Below are 18,838 nucleotides of genomic sequence, written 5' to 3'. Positions count from 1 at the left end.
CCTCATCTGGTTATTAGTTTATCAATTTTTTCATTCTCCCATTCAAAATCTCAGTGGGTATACTCTAAAACGGTTATCTCATCACCAAGCTTTTTACGAATAGCGGCCAGCATTTGCTCAGCATGGGGACATTTGAAACCAATCGGATTTCCTTTAGTAATACAGGATGCCAAAGTGATGGTGTCGGCGCCACGCTTGACCATTTCCGCTGCCCGGGTGACAGCTTTTTTTCCCGGACATCCGCCACAGGTATTAAAGCCGATTATTTCGATTTCTCCCTCAACTCCCGCAAAGGCACCCTTCTTCCCTCGGATCACTTTAAAATCAGTCGTTCCCGGACACATATCTTCAGTCTGCAGGCAACGAATTACTCCAACTTTCATACCTAACCTCCATATTTTGATGATGATTATCTTTTTCTCTAATCATTATCGCATTGTGATATAATGACTACAATAAAAAAATCCGAAAACTATTTGCTTGATTCACCCCATAATAAGGAGACCCCGATGAACTCACCCATTACCATCATCTCTGGCGTAGGCCGGAACCCAATCACCGATCCGGAGCCAACCCCAGTGTTATCCCCAAGCGCCGTGGTCGGTGTCCGCCGCTTTCATCAATCATTGCCTCAGTATCAGCCGACGCCGTTGATGGCTCTGCCCGATTTGGCCGAGAAATTAGGCGTTCGCAATATTTTTGTTAAGGATGAATCCCACCGCTTCGGACTCAACGCCTTCAAAAGCCTGGGGGCATCTTACGCCATGGCTACCATCATTGCCGGGCAGATCCAGGCCGATATGGCAGACCTTACTTTTCCGTTACTGAGCTCTACGGCCATTCACCAGCAGATTAAGAATCTGGTTTTTATCACCGCCACCGATGGCAACCACGGCAAGGGAGTGGCCTGGGCTGCTGCGCTTTTTGGCTGCCGGGCGATAGTGCTGATGCCAAAAGGCTCTAAACCCAGCCGGGCGGCGGCGATCCGGGCCATCAATGATACCCCGGTTGAGATCACAGAACTGAATTACGACGAGTGCGTCCGCCGGGCTGCCCAGCTGGCAAAGGAGAAGGGTTACATCCTCATTCAGGACACTGGCTTTGACGACTACGAGGCCATCCCCAACGCCATCACCCAGGGCTATACCACCATGGCAAGCGAAGCTCTGGAGCAATTGCAGGAATGCGGCATTGCCAGGCCCAGCCATGTTTTTCTTCAGGCCGGGGTCGGTTCGATGGCCGAAGGTGTGCTGGGTTATCTGAGCCAGTATTACAATCAGTATCCGCCAATCACCACCATTGTTGAGCCGGACACCGTTGCCTGCATTTTCAAGTCGGTGCAGCAGGGACAGCCAGTGGCGATTGGCGGTCACCCGGAAACGATTATGGCCGGTTTAAACTGCGGCGAACCGAACCCTCTGACCTGGCCGATTCTTAGAGACTTAGCCAGCTTTTATGCCAGCTGCCCGGATTGGGTCACTAAACTGGGGATGCAAACCCTGGCCCATCCCGGAGGCACTGACCCGGCAATTATCTCCGGCGAATCCGGAGCCGTCGGTCTGGGGCTGCTGATTTCTTTGTGTACCGACCAAAGTCTTACCGCCCTGAAACAATCGCTTAATCTTGATCGCAACTCCACCATCTTACTGTTCAGTACCGAAGGCAATACCGATCCCGAAGGGTATCAGGCCATTGTCACGGGTGCTGTTTAAACTGTCCAATAAACCGTAAATGAACATCAAAAGGTGCCCCCGCTTGGCGCTCCGATCGTTATCTCAACCGGATCCAAGCGGATGCACCTTTTTTCAAATCCGTCCCGCCTCCCGGTTGACCAGCCAGATCCCGACACTGACACAAGCCAGGGAAACAAGAATCCGCAGGCTAAGAAATGCCTCACCCAGAAAAAGCCCCGATAAGATTACCCCAAAAACCGGAATCATAAAGCCATAAATGGCCACTACTCCAACCGGGTTGTGCTTTAATAGGATCGTCCAGATGGAAAAAGCGGCAGCTGACAAGGCTGCCAGATAGCCAAGTAAAAGCAGTCCCGGGACGGTAACCTGCGTGATCGACCCCCCCATCAATAACCCGATCATCACCAGCACCACCCCGCCGATCATCAGCTGATAGGCGGTCAGAATCATTGAATCGCTTTTTTGCGTATAGATTCGGGTCATCACTGCCCCCAGCGCCGAGGCGATGCAGACCAGAAAGAGAAAACCATCCCCCAGCAGCGAAAAACTGCTGTCGATCCGGCCACCCTTGAGCTGAATAATGATCACCCCGACCATCCCCAAAATGCAGCCAATGATCTTGGCCCGGGTCATCTTCTCGTTTTTCAGAATCAGATGGGCAAAAAGAATCGCAAAAAAGGTGGAGGTGGCATTGATAATCGATGCCTTCACCCCGGTGGTATTGGCCAGGCCGATGTAAAAGAAAATATACTGGAGGGTCGTCTGCACCAACCCCAAGCTGATCATCCGGCCCCACTCTTCTCTTTGCGGCAGCGCAATTTTCTTTACATAAAGGCTGGTGATGATCCATGTCAGTATTCCTGCCAGAGTAAAACGATAACCGGCAAACAAAACCTGAGCTCCGGTAGTGGTGATTCCAAAAAGCTCATAGCCAATTTTAACCGCCGGATAGGCGCTGCCCCAGAGCAGGCAGCAAAGGGTTGCCAGGGCCAAAACCACGCCCTTGTTTTGCAGTCGATCTTTCAAATTTTTCCTCCACTCTTATTTTTATAGCATACTTGCAAACTAAAAAACCTGCTACTTTCGCAGCAGATTTGATTTATTTTATGAAACCAGCTAAATTGATTCTGATTTTTAAATACTATCCCAGATAGACCATATCGTTATTGATTTGAGTATTAAGGACAATGTTCAGATTTCCGTTTCGACAGCGCAACTGGTCAATGAACGCTTTCTGATCCATCGCATCTTTTGGCTGGATGGTATAAATAATTTCAAACAACGACCCAAAATCCGTCGTTTTGACCCGTTGCAGCTTATAACTCTGGGTATACTGCTCTAGAATATCTTCAAAGCAATTCTGAAAATCGATATCTTCGGGGATGGTAATTTTAAGTTGCATCATATTGACTCGCGGTTTGGCATATTTCGTCACGCTGAGAATAACCATCACTGCGCATAGAATGACGGCAAAAAGCATTCCATAGCCGATATAACCCATCCCGCAGGCCAGTCCGACGGCCAGGGTAAAAAAGACATAGGAAATATCAATGGGATCCCCCGGTGCGCTTCGAAAGCGGATCAGACTGAAGGCTCCAGCCAAACTAAAGGCCCGGGCAATATTATTGCCCACCAGAAGAATGATAATGGCAATGATGGCTGGCAGCATAATCAGAGTTACCGTAAAGCCATGGGAATAACCTTCTTTACCCCGGGTTTTGATATAAATAACGCTAATAAATAATCCCATCAATAAAGAAGCAAAAATAATATTGACAGTTGTTGATAAGGTCAGCGTCTCACTGGTTGCTGATGAAAATAGTGTCTCCCACATGTCTGATCTCCCTTTATAAGTCTGTTATGAAATTGGTTTTGTCAGGCTGCGACAGATCCTACTCGGCCCGACTTAGATACTCCTGATAGGTTCTACCATATTTTGAAAAGCTGGAACTATAGATTTTCAGTTCCGATAGCGCCCGGGCCAGCCATAAGGGCATCGCCCCGAGAATCTTGATTTCCATGACATACTGATTGGGCGGAATCACAAAATCACCATAGTCACCCTTTTCTAAAAACAGGTGCGTTTGCCGGCTTTTAATATTGCAGTCAAAGGTCACCCGGAGGTTGGGATCATTTTTTCCCACATAGGCGGTCCGCTGATAGCTGATATACGCCTTTGCTTCAATTGAACGATTTTCCAGAAAATACTCAATTTCTTTTAAAACCTGTACTTCACTCTGGTTCAATCCTTCGGGATACTCTCTTTTAGACACAAAATTATAGGCATCATTTAATCGCAATGAGGCCCGCCGTTTATTGACAATCCCACCGATTTTTTTCTTCAGCTCCAAAAACACTCTTTCCTCAAGGGTTTCGGGAATGGTATAGCTTCGCAGCCGCAGTTTTTCTTTATAATAGGGCTTGGACAGAGAATGTCTGATCACATCATAATGCTGGGTATCGTAATAAATATTATAGATCATATAGCTGTCATTTTTTGAGGTGTAGGTATCCGGCTTCATTTCTGTCAGCAATATCGGCAAGATCTTCTCATATTGAACCGCATCTAATTGATATTTTTTCTCATAGCGCTTAAAGGTCGTTGTGATCATTTTATGTCTCCATTATTGCTAATTTTAGGAAAACAAACCCGCTGCCAATCGACTCAATTAACGATGGAACGTAAAGCTGCAGCACCAGCTGTTTTACGTTATTTGATAAGTCCCTAATTTTGGATTTTACCACACTTATGCAACAACCGTCAATTTATTAATTTCATATTAAATTTTGATTAACTAAAGCGTCCGGGCCACGTCGTTGGCCGCCCAGATCGCCGCCCGAATATTTTTGATCGCCTGACTATCGCCAATATTATAAACCTGGGGGTAGTCGTTCTGTATTTCTTCATATAAAGAAGGTGCTGGTTCAAAACCTACCGCAATCATCACGTGATGGGCCGGAAGCAACCGTTCCTCTCCGTTTTTTTCAATTACGGCGCCTTCTTCAGTGACCGATTTTAGGGTGGCAGAGGTGATAATTTCGCTACGATAAAAGACCAGTAAATCCTTCAGCATCTGTTGGTTAGCCGGAGCCATGGGGATACCGGCGGCCAGAATCTCCGGGGCTGAGTCCACGATGACCATCTTATGACGATGCATGGCCAGATGGAGGGCCGCCTCACAGCTGGCCAGACCGCCGCCAATGGCCGGACAGCGGGGTCCGACAAAGGTCTTGTCGGTCAGCACATCAATAGCATTGGTCACTTTTTCGCTGTCCATCCCCGGGAATTCAAGCTGCTTGGCTTCGGAGCCCTGGGCAATAAAAACGATCTCCGGATTGATGGCAGCTATTTTTTCTGGGGTTGCCGGTTCATCAAGACGAATCTCGACAGTTAAGCCTTCCAGCTGATTTTCATACCAATGGATCAGCTGGCGGTCGGCGGTTTTTAAGATCCGCTGGCTGCTGTATTTCAGCTTGCCCCCCAGTCCGTAGCTTTTTTCAAAGAGGGTCACCTGATGGCCCCTCAGTGCGCTGACCCGGGCCGCTTCCATCCCAGCCGGTCCGCCACCAACCACCACTACCTTTTTCAGGCTTTCGGCCGCTACAATCCTGGTACGCAGTTCCCGACTGCAGTCCGGATTAACGGTGCAGGAGGCTTTCTGCCCGGCAATCAGCTGGGCCAGACAACCGTCATTACAGCCCAAACAGGGCCGGATCACTTGGCTTTCAGCGTTTTCTAACTTGACAGGCAGCTCGGGATCAGCCAGCAGCGGCCGACCCAGCCCCACCATATCCAGCTTACCTTGGGCCAGCGCCTCGGCCGCCAGCTCCGAATCATCCATTTTTCCGGCGGCCAGGACCGGCACTGTAACAACTTTTTTAAGGGTCTCACTAAGATTCAGATAAACCCCTTTGTCAAAATAGACCGGCGGATATTTCCAATAGGAGGATTTCTCCGGCGTATCGATGCCGGCTGTCACGTCAAAACCGTCACAGTCGGCTGTAACCAACAGCACTGCGGCCGCCAGGGCTTCATCGACGTCACGTCCCTGTTCGGCAAATTCTTCCAGCGGCAAGGCTTGCTGTCCCCCGGCTTTAAGATAGCTTTTCATTGCCAACCGCACAATCACCGGAAAATCACGGCCACAGGTGGTCTTGATGGCAGCAATGATTTCCGTCACGATCCGAAAACGGTTTGGCAGCTCGCCGCCGTAATCATCCCGACGCTGATTATAAAGCGCCAGGGTAAAACCATCGAGCATAGATCCCGTTTCGATTTCAACGCCATCAAAACCGGCCGCTTTGACAATTTTGGCCGCCTCGGCAAAGGATGCCACCAGCTGCCGGATTTCGGCAAGGGTCATCGTCTGGCAACGTTTACTTTGTTCTAACCAGCTATCTCCAACCAAACCAGCCGCCAGCTGTACAAAGATCATGGTGCCGTGGTCATGGATCTGCCGGGTCATTTTCTGTCCGGCCGCAATATAAGCCTCGGGGTTAAACCCAGGAGTGGGGTCCGTACAAACCGTCTGTTGAGGGTCTAAGGCGGTCACCGCATTGGCACCGGCAATGATCAGACCCACCCCGCCCTTAGCCCGGGTCACATAAAAAGCGCTAGCCGCATCGGTATAAGCCCCGTTTTCATCAGCCGTCGCAATCCCCATTGCCGGCATAAACAGCCGGTTCTTGAGCTTCAGCTGCTTGATTGTAAAGGGCTCAAATAAAGCTCTGACCTTCTTATCCATCATATTACTGCCGCTCCGAATCTGCGGACATGATCCACCAGTTCCTGATAAGTGCTCTTCATTAAATCTGCTGGCAACTCGTAGAGTTCGATGCTGTGGCGCAGCTTGACCATGCCGTTCGGTACAATTTCATCCGCTGCTGTCATCTCAAAATCGGCTTCATAGACCACCTTACAATCGATGCTAGCATTAAATTTGCTGGCCAGCGATCCCAACAGTAGCTGGGCCAACTGGTACTGCTCGTCGATCACATAAAAGTCTACATAAGTTTCCGGACAATGATCGTCCCGCTCTTCCTCAATCAGAAAACCCTGGCAGGCGCTCATCGAAAAGAACACCGGAATGGCGTTAATGGCATCTACCAGTTCCCGAATCCCGCCATCAATATCTTCGGGATTCTGTAAATAAGCTGTCTTGTCGGCCTGGGTAAAAACTGTAATGGGATTACTCGCAATCCCTAAAAATGATAAATCCATCTGATCCCCGCTTTCTGGTAATTTAAAATTCTAAACCGCATGAACGCCCTGGCGGTTGTTGAAAAAGATCATCCCGAACCAGGTAATAACATTATAGCCATTTAAAAACGACAGTTGATGTTTTTCGCAGATATCCGTCACCGAGATGGCATGGCTTTCGACACAGGGATACATTTTGTCCTGATGCTTACAGGCCTCATCCGGGTAGCCACAGTCCTCACAGATGGCACATGATTCGGCCGTCAGAATCAGCTTGTCCTCGTGTTCGCCAAAAATATTGGTCTTGATTGCTTCGACAATTTCAATATGCTCACAACGGGTTGCCAGCATTTCGTCCATATTTAGGATATCGCTGACCTCCGAGATGGTGCTAAAAATAAAGGCGTGTTCATAACCCAGACACCGTTCTTTGCATTCTGCCAGGGTCCCGACCGCCGGCGGACAGGACCAGGAGTTTCCGTATTGCGGACATTCCAACTTACAGATGGTTCGCACTGCTTCATAAAAATTAATTTCTGATGGATCAAAAAACGCATATTCAAATATCGGATATTCAGTAATTTTCGTTTCGATATATTCTCTTGTCATTCGTTTCCTCTTAACTTTTCGGTGCAACTGGCAGCCATAAACATTATACCACTGGCGCCGTGGATAATTCAAAATAACGGTTGGATGTGTTCTTAATAAAGGTTCCCTTGGTAACAAGTTTGACCTGAATCGCTTCAGCCCGAAGATTCATTCCTACTGTTCCAGCAATCTCATCATTCTTGGCCCAGCCCAGCCAGCCGTAGTTTTGCGAATGAATCCGATAATAGACATCATATTTGTCGGCCAATTCGCCGGTTAGCCGTATTTTTACGGCTTCCAGGCCCAAGGCCTGACCGGTCGTGCCAGCCACTGTGCCAGTCGGGACATAATCCTGCCACCCGATATTCTGAACATGGGTGCTGTATTCCAGAGAGCCAGCACTTTCATCGCTATTAATGGCTAGTTCCAATGCTTCCAGACAGAGTGCCTGGCCGGTGGTTCCGGCCTGCATCCCCGTGGTAACCGCCGACTGCCAGCCCTGATTTTGCACATGGCTCAAGTAAGTGAGCGTCGGCATTTCTGCCCCATAGGCCCCGGCCAGATAATTACTGCGATCAACAATCCAGTTTCGCAAATAGGAAATTTCCCCGACAAAAGAATGCTCAATGATCCGACTGTTGGTGGTTTCCAGCGTCGGCACCCCCAGCACCGGCCACTTGCCAAAATTATTTTCGGCTGATCCCGCAACCAGTTTTGCTACTGCATTGAGATTATCATCAGTGTTATCGATCGCTTTTTTTACATCCGTGGCATAGAGTTGATTCGCTCTTGCCACAAATTCCTCATTGCGACACAGCTGGGCATACCAGTCATTGCGAACAATTCCCTCTTCAACCCGCAGCGTAATATTTTTGGCATAGTCTTCCGAGACTGTCCCTTTGGCAATATTCCCCAATGACAAATCGTAGTCCCAGACCGGACCGGCATGGAGCTTGTCACTGTCGCCATCCTTATAGAAATAAATACTGGACATCCCAATCTCAATATTTTTGGCAAATTCATCGACAAAATAGCGCTTAACAAATGAATCCACGTCAATTATTTCGCTGATCGCCGCCCAGTCGGGATCGTCGGCATACAACAAGGTTTCCAACTCATTGATCTGTGCCTGGATATTTACAAATGCCTGTTGTACCTCCGGACTGTCCGCCGCATCAACAGAATCCTTTAAGGTAAAGATGGTGCCGCTTTTGGTGGTGGTAAAATAATAGGGTTCTGCCGTCCCATAATGGTTATCCATTTCCAGCAGTAGCCCATCGGGATTTTTAAGCTCAACCCGATTACTGCCCACCTCAACCTTTTCACAAATCAGATAATTACCCAGATATTCGCCGTTGATATAAAGATCCACAAACCGGGATTCCGAGGAATAAGCCAACCCCATGTCATTGGCCAGATCAAAAATCAGCCGATTTCTGGCAAAGGACCGATCGGTGTGATTAGCCAGCAAGACCCAGGTTTTAGCCGGAGCCATGCCAAGAAGCCCTTTTTTGCCATCAAATTTAATCTGATACGGTCGCTTTTCAAGACTCCAGGTGAAATTTCCCCGGCCTTTGATAACCGCTGATTCCCCACTGAAATTGTTGTTAGGATCGGCACTGTCGTCAAGACTTATCATAGCACTGATTTTATTTTCTTTATCAGCATGAAGGTACTCCAGATTGTTTTTGTTGCTATCCGTATCTGACATGGTAATCGATAGAACCGGGATACCATTACTCATCGCCGCTACCGTGGCCAGGTCAGTCTCCGGCGTCACCACAGCGGTAGGCTGAAGCGCTGTCCCCTTCACCGCCACACAGGCATTTCCCTGATATCCGGCATCCCCATCTTCGATGGTGGTATCTTCTTCCGGCGTATAGGCCGATACATAAATTTGAATGTTTTCCCCAGCCGGAACCGTTGCCAATACGGCGGACAGATCAATAATCTGTGTTCCCGACTGCAGACCGGAGGTGCGCTCCACATACAGTTGCGCCACTGAAGCTTTAAAAGGCCCGACCAGATCATCCCCAGGTTCATCCCGACAAATGTCAATCATCCATCCTGATGCATAGTTGTTGTCAAAGGTGACTGACAGACTCGTTGCTGTTTCATCATATACCGCCCTGATTGTCCCCAAACCATAAACCGGCCCAGCCAGCACTACCAACAACATGATCCATAATACGACAAGACAGTCTATTTTTTTTACTCTTTTCCTATTCATTTAAACCCCTTTATTAGCCATTGTTAACTTTTAACACAATAGCATTAATGAGCTATTTTGTCAATTGAATTGGCCGCACCATCGGCTTGGATTCAATCATGCATCTTCACCGTTTTGGGGCATGTGATTTAAGCGATGGTATCCTAAATCTGAATTGACGGGATTGAACCTGTCAATGTATAATGAAACAATCCACTTCACATCCGTTTGTAATGTTTTTTATTTTAAAACGGCAGCATACACCACTATTAAAATACTTCACCGTAAATTCAAGCACTCCAATGCTTAGCCCATTATTTTAATTACCGCTTTTCTCGACCGAAAGGAGTCCCAACGTGAATAAACGCAGTATCTCATTGACCCTTATTCTTATCATACTTTTTTTCCTGGGAGGTTGCTCTATTCAAGAAGCGACAATCGAGAAAAAATCCGAAAATGGTCGGCTTGACTTAACACAATTTAATATTAAAAATGAAATCATTCCGCTGGATGGTGACTGGGCTTTTTATTGGAACCAGCTACTGGAACCCGCCAATATCGACCAGGGTACGCTCAGCGCTTATGTCCCCTTTCCTTCCTCATGGAATAAATATCAAATCGACGACGAAAAAATACCCGGATCCGGGTATGCTACCTATCGACTGAAATTTACTGCTGCCGACAATCAAATCCTGGCGCTGAAGATTCCCAAGGTTCGCACCGCATACAAGCTTTTTATCAATGGTGAGCCGATTACCACCGTCGGTACCATCGGTACCACCCGGGAAACCATGGTTCCCAAATATCAGCCCCAGGTCGTCGCTTTTAATGCCGTGTCGGGAGAAAACGAGATTGTCCTGGAAGTATCCAATTTCTACCGCCCCAGTGGCGGTCTGCTCAATAGCATTCAACTGGGCGGAGAAAGCCAACTCCTTACTATTCGCTACTTCGGCCTGACCTATGAATTGTTCCTTTTTGGTGCCCTGATGATGATGGGGGTTTATCACCTGGCCTTATTCTGTTTTAGAAGAAAAGACCGGGCTCCACTGTATTTTGGGCTGTTTTGCACGCTGGTGGCTATCAGAACATTGTTTATCGGCGAAGCCTTCTTATTCTCATTTTTTCAAAATCTGAATTTTGAGATTATTTATAAAGTGCAGACTCTGTCATTCTATTTAGGGGTTCCATTGATTCTGATGTTTTTTCGATCGATTTTACCACAGTATTTCAATCAACTCATTGTCCGAACCACACAGATAATTGCTGGTGCCTATACCCTCGTCGTTCTTTTTACCCCAACTTGGATCGCCGCCATCATCAATCCTCTTTATCAGATATGGACAGTTTTGATGATTGTCTATCTTTTTGCGATGCTGATTAAAATTGCGCTTCATCGGGAAAAAAACAGCGGCCTGATCATACTCGGTGGTCTGTTTCTGATTGCGACCTGTCTGATGGACATCATTACCCTTAGTCCCTGGATCAGCGACAACTGGCTATCGTTCCTTCAAACAATCTTTCAGGGCGATGCTAACTCTTCTACCGGCCAACTGATCTTTGCGGTCCTCTATTCGCTGTTACTGGCTAAAACCTTTACCGAGTCGCTGGAGCAACGCACCGTCATGAGTGAACAGCTGGCCGAGATGAACGATCATCTCGATGAACTGGTGGCCCAGCGTACCCGGGAGCTAACCGCCTCCAATGACCGGATTGAACAACAGAATTATGAACTGGAATTGATCAACCATGAGTTGCAGCGTCTTTCCCTCCGGGATCCGCTGACCGAACTGTGGAACCGCCGGAAATATGATGAAACCATTGTCATGGAATGGAATCGCTGTTTAAGACAGCACCGTCCGATCTCGCTGCTTTTTATTGATGTCGATTATTTTAAAAACTATAACGATTTGTATGGCCACGTGGCTGGAGATGCCACCCTGATTAAAATCGGGAATACCCTGCGAACCGCTTTGTCCCGCCCCACCGATATGGTGGTTCGTTATGGAGGTGAAGAATTTATCGTTCTCCTTGCCGAAACCGACAAAGAAGAAGCTCTGAGTAATGCCCATCGCCTGCTAAAAAAAGTCGAAGCTCTGGCCATTCCCCATGAGGGATCGGTGGTTAAAAATTGTATTACCGTCAGCATTGGGGTTGCCACCCTGCTACCCGATCATCATTCCCGTCATGAAGACCTTGTCAAAATGGCTGACGAGGCGCTCTATCAGGCTAAATCCAATGGTCGCAACCAGGTTGTCACTCTGAATCAATAACAAACAACAAGACCCAGCCGACAAAACAGCTGGGTCTTGTTAATTTAATGAATAAAACCGGATGGTCCTTTATTTCCGGTATCCTCGCCATGAACGAGTAGCTTCGCCGCATCCAGTTCTTTGATCGCCTGGTTAAAATCATTGATAAATTGGGTTGCAATTTGCATATTGAAGTCCTGCCTTACAACCACCCGTTGAATGATGCAATCCGCCATATTTTCCGGTAATGGGTAGGCCGGAACCTGCCACCCGTTCATTCTCACCCGATCTGCCAAGTCATACAGACTCCAGGGTTTATTTGCCGTCTCCCTGAGCGTCCAGCAGACAATGGGGATATTTTTCCCATCGTTGTAGATTTCAAAGAGACCCGTTTTCTCAATTTCGGCAGCGATATAAACCGCCACATCCCGGGTTCGCTGATGGATGCTGATATACCCCTGTCGGCCATAGCGCAGGAAATTATAATACTGGCCAATGATCTGACTGGCCGAACGGGAAAAATTAATGGCCATGGTCGGCATGCTCCCTCCCAGATAGCTGACGTTAAAAATCAGCTCGGTCGGCAAATATTGTTTATCCTTCCACAGAATCCAACCGACCCCAGGATAAACCAGGCCATATTTATGCCCCGAGGTATTAATGGAAACAACGTTTTTGAGTCTAAAATCCCACTTTAAATCGGGATAGATAAATGGCGCAAACATTCCTCCCGATGCCCCGTCGACATGGATATAGACCGGAAGATCATGGCTGTTGTTATATTCCTCCAGAAGGTTATTCAGACCTTCCACATCATCATATTTACCGGTATAGGTAATCCCCATTATAGCGACAACACCAATGGTATAATCATCGACGAATTCTAACACGCGATCCAGATTAAGGCTCATATGATTTTTATCCAGGGGCACCAGGCGCATTTCAATATCCCAATAGACACAGAATTTTTCCCAGCAAACCTGGTAACCTGAAGATATAACCAGATTCGGCTTCCGAGCCTGAATATCCACCCCTTTTTCTGCGGCCCGTTTGCGCCAGGCAAACTTCATGGCCATCCCACCAAGCATGCAGGCCTCTGATGAACCCACCGTTGATGTTCCGATAAAATCATCCTGATCTGCGGCATGCCACAGATCGGCAATAATATTGACACAACGATTCTCCAGATCGGCGGTTTGAGGGTATTCCGATTTGTCGATGGCGTTCTTTTCCAGCGTTTCCGCCATTAGGTTCACCGCTTCCGGTTCCATATAGGACTGACAAAATGTTGCCAGATTCTGGCGGGCGTTACCTTCATCGATCAGGTCATCCTTAATCAGACGGTAGGCGATTTCCGGCGCCAATGGATTTTCCGGCAGCGTATACTGGGGAATCGGTTCATCACTGGCCACCGAGCCCATCACCGGGGTCGCGTAAACATTTTGCAGTTGTTCTTCCTGACATTTTCTTGATACTAACATTCTTTCCTCCTTTTGATGCGGTCTAAAACGATTGTATTTTATATACCCATTATCGCCGCTGGAACATAGCATTTGCAAAGTCGTTTTTTCTGCCGGTTCTCAGAAAAAATTTATAATGACCTTGTCAAAGACCATTTAAAATTTTACATGCGCTAATTCCCACTCGACCGTTTAAACAGATCCAATTGATTCATTGATCTTATTATTTCGATACTTTCCCAAACGACGACTTTATTTTTTAATGAATATTGACTAATTATTTCTCCAATTAACTGTTCATCATTTTCGGTATTTCGATACTTGTCATTTTTGCTGATATCCTGGCAGATATTTTTATAATCTTTGATGCAGTTTTTATTTGCCAGCAACCAGCGGTATTCGTTATAGATATTAAGGATCAATGCATGTCTGACGCCAATAAAAGACGTGATCATTTCCGCATTTGAAACTTTTATCAACGCCGATAATTTATCCTCAATCATGCCGGTAAAAAGCATAAAATTCATTATCTTATGTTTAAAATCATCCGTATAATTCTGCGCACTTCCAATATCATTGAAAAAGCCAACAATAATCTCGTCATACATTTTCTTCAAATCTTTTTCTGCGTCAGATTCTTGATAGGGTAAAACGAGTTTACTCAATAACACGGCACACACGCCCCCAATAATAACATAGATAATTCTGTCAAGGCTCAGATTAGTTGAATTCTCCACTAACACAAACGAACTGATTGCCGTTATTGTTGAAAAAATCATTGAATAGGTGTAATTATCCATAAAGAAAATTGTCAAAAATAAGGTGATTACCATCACGATTATTCCTGCATCTCTTAGTTGTAAAAACGAAAAGAGTATAATAACAATAATTCCGCCAATTATTGTACCAAAAATTCGTTTTCCCGTTCTTTGCCTTGAGATTTCATAGAATGGATAGGTTAGTGAAGAAATTGTGAACAGAATCCAATTGCCATGTTGAAGGTTAAAATAGTTTACGATAAATGCAAATACAGAAATTGCAAAGGCCAATCGAAACGCATATGACCGACTTAATGGATCGATCGAAAGTTTTACCTTAAATTTTTTTGTTGACTTAAAATTATTTGTTCGTTGTTCATTTTTTGTAATCTCTTTTTTATTAATTTGATCCGACTTCTTCATTTTATTTAAATAATCGCTTAAGCACTGCAACTGATAAACCAATTTCATCATTACTAGATCTTTTGTATTATCGAGATTATATTTTTGAAAAAAGGCATCAAACAAAGGATCTAAATGATTTGTTTGATTGACATCGCAATCTTTTACAGATCGTTTAAAACTATTTATTAAAGCCACTGCCTCATCAAGGAAAGCGTCCGCTTCGCTGTCTTTTTTAAGGCGACTTAACAGGTCATTTATATTTTCCAAAGCAATCAGAACATTAAATTTGATTTCACTTTCATTATTAAAATAATAGTTGTCCTTTCTCGATTCATAAATCACTTGTTTCAGACGACTGATATATGCTTTTATTTTACAATCAACCAATTCATCATTCAGATTATTTTTGACATTGCTGATCTTATTTTCGAGACCACTGCAAATTTCTGGAATTATAATTTTAGTTTGTTTTTTAACACTGTCCTTGTTTACCACTAATTGCACAAACATGATGCAAACAGCGCTCGCTGCTAAAGCAGCCAGTCGCAGTGGCATTTCTTCCAAACTAACTGGAAATGAAATTAAAAACACATACTGTAAGCTAAACGGGGTAGACATTGGTGAACTAATGGTGTAGCTTAGTGCGCTTGCAATCATGAACAGACTTAAAAAATCAATCGGAATGGCCAAAAGAATATTAATCGAAGAAATATATGCAACAATGCCCATGACAACATTAAATGTTACCAATCTTATAAGATTTTTTATCGGATTCGCAGTCATATTTTTCGACAAGTATATCAGTATTGCAAAGACGGTACTAATTGCAATGACAAGATTCGCACTCCCGAACACCATTGCGAAAAGTGCAATAAATGTTACGATACTGATAAATAAAACTGCTGTTTTAATAAGTTTCTTTTTCATCTTCACGTCCTTATCTCTGTCTTTTTTGATAAAACCTACTTTCTATCGGCGCAGTGTCTGGGATGTGGGGATCACTTAATTTGGGTTAATTCCATATAATATGCTTTCTACCTCCATTTTCTGTCATAACTCATATAGCCATTTCCATCGATTTTAAACAGCTCGCAATATTCATCACCTTCAAAAAGCAGTTGATCAATGACACCAAACATGACTGGATAAACAATACTGCATGACAACTATCAGAATAATCCTAAAAATTAGCTTATTGACAGAATACCTTTAATTGAGATAGAACACCCCACTATTATTAAATTCAGATGCACCCTTTATGACTAAGCCAAAGCGCGTGTAGATCGTACCTGATTCATCCATGTCAATCCAACGGTTTTCGAGATCACTCTGAGACATCAGGCAATAACCAACGCAGGCTGGATCATTAAAATAGAATTGATATCCATCATTTGTCTTTTGATAGCCCACACAAATCACCCAGTGACCATCGGCAAGATAGGCCTGGTCTGATGCATTGGGATCGGTTGTGTTATATTTATCACTCCAGGCTTGAATACACATCATCACCGGATCGCCAGCATCAATCAATGAAACCAGTTCTTCAATTGAAATATTTTCTTTTTTCTCAACATTAACCCCTTGGGATTTAAAATAATTGTAAATCTGCTGAGGCGTCGTACCATTCTCAGGCGTGGTTCCCAGATCATGTTCGTAGGTTGACAGATTCTTATCCCCAATCTGTGGATATAGATAATTCATCAGCATCTGCACACAGGTGGTACCGCAGGTATAATCGCCATATTGGCGGAGATTCGGGACATCAATGAATTGATCGGCATCGGTTGTGTAACCAACATAAATATCACTTTTTTCATTCGCTGACTTTTCTTTGGTTTGAGTACTGCAAGCCGCGAGTGTGACAACCATACATAACACCAGAAGCACTGCCAATTTCTTTTTCATAAATAATACCTCGTACTGTTTTATTTTTAATTATATCGTCACATCAAACAAAATACCAGATAATCGCCAAAAGTAAGAATAGCATTTCTTTTTTCCAAATAAAAAAACCTGCTACAATCGTAACAGATTCTATCTAACATCATATTTGATGCGAGTTCATGGTGGCGGAGAAGGTCATACTCAAAATCAAAAACCGCTTCAAAATTAGTCGTTTTTATACAACTAAATCTCTTAACACGCATCTGCTACATCTATAATTTAATCCGTAAAAATACCATAATGCTAGGATACCTATACCTTGTATTCTTGGCATTCCTTCTGATATCAACTGACATGACCTATGAATAACCGTATTCACATTCAATCAAACCAACTTGCCAGACCGGGCATTTACCTTATTAATGTGCTTAATGAATATATCATATTTTTCTTGACCTCACCCTAAGAGTGAGGTTTATAATGTTTTTAAGGAGGACGAGTGTGATGAGCGATATAACAATTGGAGAATTTGCAAAACTGACAAGATGTACAAGTAAGACCATTTTGTATTATCATAAAATCGGACTGTTACAAACACCAAGGCGATCAACAAATGGGTATCGTATCTATGGGGCAGAAGAGATGGCAAGGATGAGTATGATTCAGCATTTAAAGGGGTTTGGTTTGGATTTGACAAAAATCAAAGAAATTTTGGGTGATGCAGGAGAACCGCATAATCTAGGAGAATTTCTTTCTTATTGGAAACAGGAGCTAATAAGAGAAAAGGTAAGAATTGAAATGCAGTTATTGAAGGTGGATGAGTTGCTAAAAGACACACTTATTCCAATAGAGCAGGCCACTTTTCACTCTGATACTTTCCAAGAGATAACTAAGATACTTGAGCCCATACAAGAGGCTTATAAAATTCGGGAAAGTCCAGAAGCAATTCAACAGCATCATAAAGCCTTTGGGATCATAGAGGATTTTCAGTGGGGCGACCAGTTTAAGGAGAATTTACACGGTATTGCGCAATATTTCAAAGAACATCCCAATGACTATCAGAGAGCGGTGGCATTTGGGGAACGTTTAGCTGCTTTACGTACAATGGCAGAGAATGATCCAGAAGTGGAGCGTCTTGCCAGAGAAGGAAGCGAATTTATTAAGGCAGCGCCAGAACTGAAAGAAATGCTTTATGGTCAGATTGGCTTGGGTGAGTCCAAAGAACAACTGATGGATGATATGGCAAAGCAAGTGCTATCACCAGCACAAATGCGTCACAAGGCACTTATTCAAAAATATTTAAATTATAAAGGAACGGAGGATTATTTATGAAAGAAAAAAAGATTCTAGTTCCATTAATACTGACTATATTATTGTGGGTAATCTTTTTTCTGCCAGCAGGAAGTCTGCATTTTTGGGAGGCTTGGATGGTATGGGGTGGTTTCACTCTGATTACACTTGGAATCACTCTTTACTTTTCAAAAAAAGCACCTGAATTTCTAGAGCGAAGATCAACGGTTCAAAAAAAAGATAAAACCAATCAATCGCCAGCTATATTTAAATTATTTTATCTCGGATTTATTTTACCAGGACTTGATTATCGTTTTCACTGGTCAGTAGTGCCACTATGGCTTATCTTTACATCAGCTGTCTTGGCACTTTTGGGATATCTGTTTATATTTATTGTCTTTCGGGAAAATATGTTTGCGTCCGCAGTTATCCGGGTGGAAAGAGAACAGAAAGTGATAGAATCAGGGCCGTATGCACTGGTGCGACATCCGATGTATACGGGAATGATTGTAATATCCCTATTTCTTCCGTTGGCTTTGGGCTCTTACGTTGCGATTGTACCGATGCTTTTAATCGTACCAATGTTAGTGCTTCGCATCCAAAAAGAAGAAGCCTTGCTTAAAGATGAGCTAAAGGGATATGATGCGTATTGCAAAAAGGTAAGATATCGATTGTTGCCGTTGGTTTGGTAACTGTTGTTAAGCGCTTACGAAAGAAGTTAATGAACGGGAGAAGCAAAAACAGAATTCCCGGGAACACGTAACGAGGAATTTCGAAACCCCTTTAAATCAAAGGTTTTGAGAGGAGATATCTTGAAATGAAATAGGGAGTGTTTCAAATGCCGCCAGCATCATCCTTTTCCATAATCATCCTTCCGGTGATCCCGAACCTTCCCATGAAGATATTTCTGTTTCTAAACGGATTAAAGATTCTGGAAAAATTCTTGGGATTGAACTGCTGGATCACATCATTATTGGTTCAAACGATGACTTCTTAAGTTTAAAAGAAAACGGTCATATATAACCTACATTCCCGGATTGTGTAATGAGCATGTCTGTTTGTTATTCAGCAAATTATACGCTTTAAATTTCATCATTATCA

Annotated in this window: 15 protein-coding genes and 1 pseudogene; 5 read left to right on the top strand and 11 right to left on the bottom strand. The window is 44.4% G+C overall.

Features of this window, described 5'->3' with window-relative positions; all coding sequences use genetic code 11:
* Positions 1–50 precede the first annotated feature (50 nt).
* A complete protein-coding gene (locus B3F51_RS07170; RefSeq protein ID WP_070370292.1) occupies positions 51–383 on the bottom strand; it encodes a CGGC domain-containing protein in 333 nt (110 codons plus the stop codon).
* A gap of 126 nt (positions 384–509) precedes the next feature.
* Here B3F51_RS07170 and B3F51_RS07165 point away from each other — a divergent pair, with 126 nt between their 5' ends.
* On the top strand, positions 510–1,712 hold the full coding sequence (locus B3F51_RS07165) for a diaminopropionate ammonia-lyase (protein WP_286946315.1): 1,203 nt from the start codon (positions 510–512) through the stop codon (positions 1,710–1,712).
* 93 nt (positions 1,713–1,805) lie between these two features.
* Here the strand turns inward: B3F51_RS07165 and B3F51_RS07160 are convergent, their stop codons facing one another.
* The 7 genes from B3F51_RS07160 to B3F51_RS07130 form a co-directional block, all read right to left on the bottom strand.
* A complete protein-coding gene (locus tag B3F51_RS07160; protein WP_286804909.1) occupies positions 1,806–2,720 on the bottom strand; it encodes a DMT family transporter in 915 nt (304 codons plus the stop codon).
* A gap of 115 nt (positions 2,721–2,835) precedes the next feature.
* The gene (locus tag B3F51_RS07155; RefSeq protein WP_148638086.1) at positions 2,836–3,528 is read right to left on the bottom strand and encodes a DUF4956 domain-containing protein; all 693 of its coding nucleotides are present in this window, start codon (positions 3,526–3,528) and stop codon (positions 2,836–2,838) included.
* A gap of 58 nt (positions 3,529–3,586) precedes the next feature.
* A complete protein-coding gene (locus tag B3F51_RS07150) occupies positions 3,587–4,306 on the bottom strand; it encodes a polyphosphate polymerase domain-containing protein (protein WP_070370296.1) in 720 nt (239 codons plus the stop codon).
* Between the two features lie 183 nt (positions 4,307–4,489).
* Positions 4,490–6,442 carry an FAD-dependent oxidoreductase gene (locus tag B3F51_RS07145; RefSeq protein WP_286946312.1) on the bottom strand — a complete coding sequence of 651 codons (1,953 nt, stop codon included), beginning with the start codon at positions 6,440–6,442 and terminating at the stop codon, positions 4,490–4,492.
* Positions 6,439–6,915, bottom strand: a complete 477-nt coding sequence (locus tag B3F51_RS07140) for a hypothetical protein (protein WP_148638088.1) — start codon at positions 6,913–6,915, stop codon at positions 6,439–6,441. The genes B3F51_RS07145 and B3F51_RS07140 overlap by 4 nt, the downstream gene beginning before the upstream one ends.
* 30 nt (positions 6,916–6,945) lie before the next feature.
* On the bottom strand, positions 6,946–7,503 hold the full coding sequence (locus B3F51_RS07135; RefSeq protein WP_286804916.1) for a DUF2284 domain-containing protein: 558 nt from the start codon (positions 7,501–7,503) through the stop codon (positions 6,946–6,948).
* 43 nt (positions 7,504–7,546) lie between these two features.
* Positions 7,547–9,712 (bottom strand): CotH kinase family protein, encoded by a 2,166-nt coding sequence (locus B3F51_RS07130; protein WP_148638090.1) that lies wholly within the window; start codon positions 9,710–9,712, stop codon positions 7,547–7,549.
* 335 nt (positions 9,713–10,047) lie between these two features.
* On the opposite strand from B3F51_RS07130, the gene B3F51_RS07125 reads away from it, so the two are divergent.
* On the top strand, positions 10,048–11,961 hold the full coding sequence (locus tag B3F51_RS07125; protein ID WP_286946309.1) for a sensor domain-containing diguanylate cyclase: 1,914 nt from the start codon (positions 10,048–10,050) through the stop codon (positions 11,959–11,961).
* A gap of 44 nt (positions 11,962–12,005) precedes the next feature.
* Here the strand turns inward: B3F51_RS07125 and B3F51_RS07120 are convergent, their stop codons facing one another.
* The 3 genes from B3F51_RS07120 to B3F51_RS07110 form a co-directional block, all read right to left on the bottom strand.
* Complete coding sequence (locus B3F51_RS07120; RefSeq protein WP_286946307.1) at positions 12,006–13,421, bottom strand: glutamate decarboxylase; 1,416 nt, start codon at positions 13,419–13,421, stop codon at positions 12,006–12,008.
* Positions 13,422–13,573: 152 nt separating this feature from the next.
* The gene (locus B3F51_RS07115; RefSeq protein ID WP_286946305.1) at positions 13,574–15,490 is read right to left on the bottom strand and encodes an FUSC family protein; all 1,917 of its coding nucleotides are present in this window, start codon (positions 15,488–15,490) and stop codon (positions 13,574–13,576) included.
* Positions 15,491–15,772: 282 nt separating this feature from the next.
* Entirely contained in the window at positions 15,773–16,468 is a 696-nt protein-coding gene (locus tag B3F51_RS07110) for a C39 family peptidase (protein ID WP_286946303.1), read from the bottom strand.
* 483 nt (positions 16,469–16,951) lie between these two features.
* Between B3F51_RS07110 and B3F51_RS07105 the strand changes: the two genes are divergently transcribed.
* The 3 genes and pseudogenes from B3F51_RS07105 to B3F51_RS07095 form a co-directional block, all read left to right on the top strand.
* Complete coding sequence (locus tag B3F51_RS07105; RefSeq protein ID WP_286946300.1) at positions 16,952–17,779, top strand: MerR family transcriptional regulator; 828 nt, start codon at positions 16,952–16,954, stop codon at positions 17,777–17,779.
* The gene (locus B3F51_RS07100) at positions 17,776–18,429 is read left to right on the top strand and encodes a methyltransferase family protein (protein ID WP_286946298.1); all 654 of its coding nucleotides are present in this window, start codon (positions 17,776–17,778) and stop codon (positions 18,427–18,429) included. The genes B3F51_RS07105 and B3F51_RS07100 overlap by 4 nt, the downstream gene beginning before the upstream one ends.
* 145 nt (positions 18,430–18,574) lie before the next feature.
* Positions 18,575–18,760, top strand: a pseudogene (locus tag B3F51_RS07095) (JAB domain-containing protein); the annotation flags it as partial.
* Positions 18,761–18,838: the final 78 nt, after the last annotated feature.

It is taken from the genome of Acetobacterium sp. UBA5834 (genome assembly GCF_002435675.1).
GTDB lineage: Bacteria > Bacillota > Clostridia > Eubacteriales > Eubacteriaceae > Acetobacterium > Acetobacterium wieringae.
The sequence above is the reverse complement of the archived record's forward strand: the minus strand, read 5'-3'. Positions and strand labels throughout refer to the sequence as shown.